Below are 7,211 nucleotides of genomic sequence, written 5' to 3' on the forward strand. Positions count from 1 at the left end.
GACAACCCCTAGAGGGGGCCGCCAAAACCCCTTGGGACAAGGCCCTTTCGGGCTCGGTGACCTTGCCTTCCGTGGAACCGACCTATCGTGTGCGGCCGACGACCGTCGATGTCTCGCAGGCGCAGGAGGATCCGTGTTCCCGTTGTCTTTCGCGCAGCAACGCCTCTGGTTTCTCAACCGTCTCGACACCGGCGCGTGGACCTACAACCTGCCGCTCGCCCTGCGGTTGGAGGGCCCGCTCGACACCGCGGCCCTGCGCTCCGCCCTCGGTGACCTGGTGGCCCGGCACGAGAGCCTGCGCACCGTCTTTCCCGAGGTCGACGGCGAGCCGTGGCAGCGGGTCCGCGACACCGTGGAGGTCGCCGAGTTCGTCACCGAACTGGACGTCACGGAGCCCGAACTCCCCGCGACCCTGGACCGGTTGGCCCGGCACGCCTTCGACCTGACAGCGGACCTGCCGCTACGGGTGTGGCTGCTGCGCACCGGCGAGCGGACCCACACGCTGTACCTGGTGCTCCACCACATCGTCGGCGACGGCTGGTCGATGGCGCTGCTCGGCCGTGACCTGGGCGCCGCCTACGCGGCCCGCCGGGCCGGCGCCGCGCCGGACTGGGAGCCGCTGCCCGTCCAGTACGCCGACTACGCGCTGTGGCAGCGGGAGCTCCTGGAGGGCCCGGACGGCGAGGACCTCCTCGCCCACTGGACCGGGCGGCTCGCCGACCTGCCCGACGAGCTGCCGCTGCCCTTGGACCGGCCCCGGCCGGAGGTCTCCGGCGACGACGGCGGCGAGGTACGTCTCGACCTGCCGCCGGAACTGCACGCGGGACTGCTGCGGCTCGCGCGCGACGCCGACGCGTCGCTGTTCATGGTCGTGCACGCGGCCCTCGCGGCCCTGCTGACCAGGCTCGGCGCCGGCACCGACATCCCGCTCGGCACGATGGACGCGGGCCGGGCCGAGGAGGACCTCGAAGACCTGATCGGCTTCTTCGTGAACACGCTCGTGCTGCGTCTGGACACGGGCGGCGACCCGACGTTCCGCGAGCTGCTCACCCGGGCCCGGGAGGCGGACATCGCCGCCCTCGCCCACCCCGAGCTGCCCTTCGACCGGCTCGTCGAGGCCCTCAACCCGAGCCGGGCGCTCAACCGGCACCCGCTCTTCCAGGTCGCGCTGGTGCTGCAGAACAACGCCGCCGCGCAGTACACGCTGGACGGCCTGACCGTGACGGAGCTGCGGAACCGGACCATCGCGGCGCACTTCGACCTGTCGGTCGCCTTCACCGACCGGTACGCCGCGGACGGCACCCCGCTCTCGCTGTCCGCGCAGCTCGTCCACCGCACCGAACTCTTCGACCGGGACACCGTCACGGCGTTCGCGCACCGCCTGGTCCGGCTGCTCGAAGCCGTCGTGGACGACCCGGACCGGGCCCTGCGCGACATCGACCTGCTGGACGCCCGCGAACGCGACACCCTCCTGCGCGACTGGAACGGCACCACCCTTCCGGAACCGTCGACCGGACTCGCCCGGGCCTTCGCCCAGCAGGCCGCCCGGACTCCCGCCGCGCCCGCCGTGTCCGACCAGCACGGCAGCCTCAGCTACGCCGAGCTCGACCGGCGGAGCGACCTCCTCGCCGGCCGCCTGAGCCGGCTCGGCGTGACGGCGGAGACACCGGTCGCCCTGCTCCAGCAGCGCTCCGCCGACCTGATCGTGTCGATGCTCGCGGTGCTCAAGGCCGGCGGCTGCTTCGTACCCCTGCCGCTGACCGCGCCCACCGAACGGCTGCGCGACATGGTGGACCGGGCCGGCGTGGAACTGCTGCTCGTCGACGACGCGCTGCGCGACCACGACGTCGCGACCGGCGCCGAGGTGGCGACCCTGACGGTGACCGGCTTCGTGGCCACGGCGGCCGACCGCGCTGCCGTACCCGCCGGTGTCGCACACCCCGAGCAGGCCGCGTACATCATGTACACATCGGGCTCGACCGGTGCGCCCAAGGGGGTCGTCACCACCCAGCGAGGTGTGCTCGCGTTCGCCCGCGACCGGTGCTGGCAGGACGAACGGCCCCGCCGCGCGCTGCTGCACTCACCGCACGCCTTCGACGCGTCGACCTGCGAGATCTGGGTGCCCCTGCTGTCCGGCGGAGAGGTCGTCGTGGCCCCGGTCGGCGATGTCGACGGCACCGTCGTGCGGGCCGCCGGCCTCACCGACGTCCTGCTCGTCTCCGGCCTCTTCCAGGTGATCGCCGAGGAGGACCCCGACTGCTTCGCGGGCGTGCGCGAGGTGATGACCGGCGGCGACGTGGTCAGCCCCGCCGCGGTCCGCGCGGTCCTGCGCCGCCACCCGGGGCTGCGGGTCCGCGCCACGTACGGCCCCACCGAACTGACCATGTGCTCGGTGCAGTCGGCCCTGCACGACCCGGACACCGTGCCGGACAGCGTGCCGCTGGGCCGACCCATGGACAACACCGCCGTCTACCTGCTCGACGACCGGCTGCGGCCGGTACCGGTCGGGGTGGTCGGCGAGCTGTACGCGGCCGGTGCCGGTCTGGCACGCGGGTACGCCGGCCGGGCCGGGCTCAGCGCCGAACGCTTCCTCGCCGACCCCTTCGGCGCCCCGGGCACCCGGATGTACCGCACCGGAGACCTCGCCCGGTGGCGCGCCGACGGGACCCTGGAGTTCGCCGGACGGGCCGACTCCCAGGTGAAGATCCGCGGCTTCCGGGTCGAACCCGGCGAGGTGGAGAGCGTCCTGGTCCGTCACCCGCACGTGGCGCAGGCCCATGTGCACGCCCGCGAGGACCGGCCGGGCGACAAGCGCCTCGTCGGCTACCTGGTGCCCGCCGTACCGTCGCCCGACCTCGCCGGGATCCGCGCCGCGGCGGCCTCGGTGCTGCCGCCGTACATGGTGCCCTCCGCCCTGGTCCCGCTCGAACAACTGCCGCTCACCCCGAACGGCAAGATCGACCGGCGGCTGCTGCCGGCCCCCGACCAGGCCGCCTCCGGCACGGAGTACGTGGCACCGCGCGACGACCGGGAACGCGCCCTCTGCGCGCTGTTCGCCGAGGTGCTGCGCGTACCGCGGGTCGGTGTGCACGACGGCTTCTTCACGCTCGGCGGCCACTCGCTCCTCGCCATCCGCCTGATCAACCGGATCCGTACCACCTTCGACGTGGACCTCGGCGTGGCGACCCTGTTCCAGGCGCCCACCGTCGCCGAACTCGCCGGCCGGCTCGACGAACCGGACGGCCGCCGACGGATCCCCGCCGCCGCGCGGACCGCCGCACCTCCGCTGTCGTACCAGCAGGAAGGCCTGTGGTTCCTGCACCAGCTCGATCCCGCGTCCCCGGTCTACAACGTCCCGCTCGCCCTGCGACTGCGCGGCCGCCTCGACGTCGACCGGCTCTCCCGCACCCTGGGCCGACTGGTCGACCGGCACGAGAGCCTGCGCACCCGGTTCGTCGCGGTGGACGGCGTACCGGTCCAGGTGACCGATCCCGCACCGCCGGCCTGGCCGCTCGCGGTGACCCCGATCCACCCGGACGAGGTGCCGGAGGCGCTCGCCGAGGCCGCCACCCGCCCGTTCGACCTCGCCACCGACCGGCTGCTGCGCACGGAGCTGCTGCGGCTCGGCCCGGTCGAGCACGTCCTGGTGCTGTGCACCCATCACATCATCGCCGACGGATGGTCGGCGGGCGTCCTGCTCGACGAACTGTCCACCCTGTACACCGACCAGGACGCCTCCCTTCCGGCCCTGGACATCCAGCCGGCCGACCACGCCGTCTGGCAGCGCACCTGGCTCGCCGACGACGTCCTGGACAAGCAGCTCGGCTACTGGCGGGAACAGCTCCACGCCCTGCCGCAGCTGGACTTCCCGACCGACCGCCCGCGCGGTACCGGCGCCGGGCACCCCGGGGCCACCGTGGAACTCCGTCTGCGGGACGGGCTCGGCGCCTCCCTGCGCGGACTGGCCGACACCGAGCGCGGATCACTGCTGTCCGTGCTGATGGCCGGGTTCCTCACCGTGCTCTCCCGGCACACCGGGCAGGACGACATCGGCATCGGCTCGGTGTTCTACGGCCGCAACCGCCCTGAACTCGAGCCGCTGGTCGGCTACTTCGCCAACACCGTCGTGCTTCGCGCCGACGTCGCAGGCGCCCCGACCTTCCGGGAGCTGGTACGCCGCTGCGAACTGGCCGTGCAGGGCGCCACCGAACATCAGGACCTCCCCTTCAGCACCCTCGTCGAACAGCTGCGACCCGCCCGCGAACCGGGCCGCAACCCGCTCTTCCAGATCAGCCTCACCCTGCACGCCGACGAGGTCTCGGCAGCCGCGCCGGCGCTCGGCCCGGTCACCGTCGAACCGCTGCCGGTGGCCGGTTCCGTCGCCCGCTTCGACCTGGCCGCCCACGCCACCGTCACCGCCGACGGCGGACTGCGGCTGCAGGCCGAGTACGCCACCGACCTCTTCGACCGCGACCGGATCACCCGGCTCCTGGAACACCTGGGCCGCGTCCTGACCCGTGCCGTGACGGACCCGGACACCACGGTGGGCGACTTCGTCCTGCCCGCGCCGGACGAGGCGGCGCTGCTCCACCGGTGGAGCGCCGCCCGGCGCGAGGTGCCGGCCGACGCCTCGCTGTGGGACCTGTTCGCCGAACAGGTCCGGCGCCGCCCCGACGCGGTGGCGGTGGTCGCGGGCGAGGAGCGGACGACCTACCGGGAACTGGCCTGGCGGGCCGAACGTCTCGCTGCCCGGCTCGCCGCCCGAGGGGTCGTCCGGGGAAGCCTCGTCGGCCTCTGCGTACACCGGGACACGGACCTCGTCGTCGGCATCCTGGGCATCCTGCGCGCGGGCGCCGCGTACGTACCGCTGGATCCCGACTACCCGGCGCAGCGGCTGGCCTACATGGCCGCCGACGCGGGCCTCTCGGTGGTGGTCACCCAGCGGGGAACCGACGTGCCCGCGACCGCGCTGCCCCTGGACGACGACACCGACGGGGACCTTCCGGTGCCGGACGTCACCGTGACCGGCGCCGACCTGGCCTACCTCATCTACACGTCGGGCTCGACCGGGGAGCCCAAGGCGGTCACCGTCCCGCACGGCCAGGTCGTCCGCCTGATGCGGGCCACCCAGGACTGGTACCGCTTCGACGAGCGGGACGTGTGGACGTTGTTCCACTCGTTCGCCTTCGACTTCTCCGTCTGGGAACTGTGGGGCGCCCTCGCCCACGGCGGCCGGCTCGTCGTGGTGCCGTTCTGGCAGACCCGCTCGCCCGAGGACTTCCAGCGGCTCCTCGCCCACGAGAAGGTCACGGTGCTCAACCAGACCCCGGCCGCCTTCCGACAGCTCGTCGCCGTCGACGGCGAACGCCCCGAGGAACTCTCCCTGCGGTACGTGATCTTCGGCGGCGACGCCCTGGACATCGACTCCGTACGGCGCTGGTTCGACCGGCACGGCGAGGACCGGCCGCGGCTGGTCAACATGTACGGCATCACCGAGACCACGGTCCACGTCACTTACTGCCCCCTGACCCGGGAGCTCCTCGACGCCAACACCAGCCCCATCGGCGAGCCGATACCCGACCTGTCGCTGTGGGTCGTCGACCCGGCCGGACAGCCGGCGCCCATCGGCGTACCGGGTGAACTCCTCGTCGGCGGCGCCGGTCTGTCCTGGGGCTACCTCAACCGGCCGGACCTGAGCGCGCAGCGATTCGTCGCCGACCGCTTCGGCGGCACACCCGGCGCCCGGCTCTACCGCTCCGGCGACCTGGCCAGGCGCCGCGCCGACGGCGGCCTGGAGTACCTGGGCCGCATCGACCAGCAGGTCAAGATCCGCGGGTTCCGGATCGAACTCGGCGAGATCGAAGCCGTCCTCGCCGCCCATCCCCACGTCGACAGCGCGTGCGTGACCGTACGCGACGACCGGCTCGTCGGATACCTGGTGCCCAAGGCGGCGGGCGACCTCGACGACCTCGGCGAGATCCGCGCGCACCTGGCGGCCCGGCTGCCCGACTACATGGTGCCCTCCGCGCTGGTCCCCGTGGAGCGCATCGCGCTGACCGTCAACGGCAAGGTGGACCGGGGGGCCCTGCCCGCCCCGGAGCCGAGCCGCGCAGGCGAGTACGTCGCACCGCGCGGCGACACCGAACACGCCGTCGCCCGCGTCTGGTCCCGACTGCTCGGCACCGAACGGATCGGCGTCCACGACAACTTCTTCGACCTCGGCGGCACCTCCCTCGACCTGACCCGGCTGCGCGCCGAGATCCGCCGGGAGTTCGACGCCGAACTGGACATGCGCGACCTGTACTCGGCTCCGACCGTGGAGATGACCGCCATGCTGCTCGATCCGTCCCGCACGCACCGGACCCAGCGGTCGCCGCTGGTACCCATCAAGCCCACCGGCGGCCGGCCGCCGCTCTTCCTGGTCCACGCCGTCGGTGGATCCGTCGTGCCGTATTTGCCGCTGGCCCGCCTCGTCGATCCCGAGCAGCCGCTCTACGGCCTGGAGGACCCGGGCCTCGACGACGGCCCGGTCACCACGTCGCTGACCGCCCTCGCCGCGCGGTACGTCGAGGCCATCCGCGCCGTGCAGCCGCACGGCCCCTACCATCTCGGCGGCTGGTCCCTGGGCGGCACGGTGGCCGCGGAGATGGCGGGTCAGCTGACCGCCGCGGGCGAACCGGTCGCGCTGGTCGTCATGCTGGACACCGGCATGCCGCCGTACCTGGGCGAGGAGCTGCCGGACCGCGCGGTGCTCCTCGGCGGTTTCGTCCACGATCTGGCCGGCCTGGCGGGCGTGCCGGCGCCCCGCTACGACGAGGCCGCACTACGAGGCCTGTCGCCGGACCGCCAGGACGAGGCGCTCCTCGACCTCCTGGAGCGCGCGGCCCTCGTCCCGGAAGGCATCCGTGAGGACATGCGGGACCGGATACGGGTCTTCGAGGCCAACACCCGCGCCCTGCTGCGGCACCGCCCGGGCCCGGTCGACGGCCGGCTGGTGCTGCTGTCGGCGCAGGAGCGGCCGCGCAGGCCCAAGACCCGCCCGTGGCGCGTCCTGGCCCGTAAGGGCTTCGAGCTCCACACGGTCCCCGGTGACCACCACACGATGCTGCAGCAGCCGCACCTGACCGCGCTGGCGGAGAGTCTGCGCGGTGTCCTGGAGCGCCTGGTCCGGGCGTGACGCCGGCCGCGTCTCCCGGGGCGGAGCCCTCGGG

General features: G+C 73.5%; 1 protein-coding gene. It reads left to right on the forward strand.

Annotated features, from left to right (window positions below; all coding sequences use genetic code 11):
* Positions 1-133 precede the first annotated feature (133 nt).
* Positions 134-7,177: an amino acid adenylation domain-containing protein gene (locus ACWFR1_RS35540; protein ID WP_453558887.1), complete on the forward strand. Its 7,044-nt coding sequence runs from the start codon at positions 134-136 to the stop codon at positions 7,175-7,177.
* Positions 7,178-7,211: the final 34 nt, after the last annotated feature.

Source organism: Streptomyces sp. NPDC055103, from assembly GCF_053607625.1.